Origin of the sequence: Paenibacillus xylanexedens, assembly GCF_007680605.1 — a bacterium.
In the GTDB taxonomy this organism is placed as follows: domain Bacteria; phylum Bacillota; class Bacilli; order Paenibacillales; family Paenibacillaceae; genus Paenibacillus; species Paenibacillus xylanexedens_B.
Genome location: NZ_VEIO01000037.1, coordinates 1 through 675, shown reverse-complemented (window position 1 = coordinate 675; position 675 = coordinate 1). Strand labels below are relative to the sequence as shown.

Here is a 675-nt window from a genome sequence, read left to right as displayed (position 1 = left end):
CAGGGGTAGGGGAGCGTTGTATAAGGGTTGAAGGTGTACCGTAAGGAGCGCTGGACATTATACAAGTGAGAATGCCGGTATGAGTAACGAAAAGATCAGTGAGAATCTGATCCGCCGAAAGCCTAAGGGTTCCTGAGGAAGGCTCGTCCGCTCAGGGTAAGTCGGGACCTAAGGCGAGGCCGAAAGGCGTAGTCGAAGGACAACAGGTCGAAATTCCTGTACCACCGTAAATCGTTACGAGCGATGGGGGGACGCAGTAGGGTAGTGACGCAGGCTGATGGATGCCTGTCCAAGCAGTAAGGCTGATGTGTAGGCAAATCCGCACATCGTAAGGCTGAGCTGTGATGGGGAGTGAAAATTACAGTAGCGAAGGTCATGATCTCACACTGCCAAGAAAAGCCTCTAGCCAGATGAAGGTGCCCGTACCGCAAACCGACACAGGTAGGCGAGAAGAGAATTCTAAGGCGCGCGGAAGAACTCTCGTTAAGGAACTCGGCAAAATGACCCCGTAACTTCGGGAGAAGGGGTGCCCCGGTAGTGTGAATAGCACGAGGGGGCCGCAGTGAAAAGGCCCAAGCGACTGTTTAGCAAAAACACAGGTCTGTGCGAAGCCGTAAGGCGAAGTATACGGGCTGACGCCTGCCCGGTGCTGGAAGGTTAAGGGGAGTGGTTAGG

At 54.2% G+C, this 675-nt stretch carries 1 rRNA gene; it reads left to right on the top strand.

Annotation, left to right across the window (positions count from 1 at the left end):
• A 23S ribosomal RNA gene (locus FS818_RS28245) occupies positions 1 to 675 on the top strand; the annotation flags it as partial.